Raw genomic sequence first — 226 nt, 5'->3', positions numbered from 1 at the left:
AGCAATCCGCAACGGGACCTTATTGGAGCTGGGTTCTGGATTGCTTCACTACGTTCGCAAAGACGAAAATTTATATTGAATAGTAGATAATTATCGCTTCATCATTTATAAAACCGAAAAGTATTTATTTAAGTTTCAATGATTTTGTAATACCCCGTCTTTGCGAGCAACGCGAAGCAATCCAGAACGGAGCCTGATTGGAGATGTGATCTGGATTGCTTCACTT

It is taken from the genome of Legionella quateirensis (genome assembly GCF_001467955.1).
Lineage (GTDB): Bacteria > Pseudomonadota > Gammaproteobacteria > Legionellales > Legionellaceae > Legionella > Legionella quateirensis.
This window is presented reverse-complemented; position numbering follows the sequence as displayed.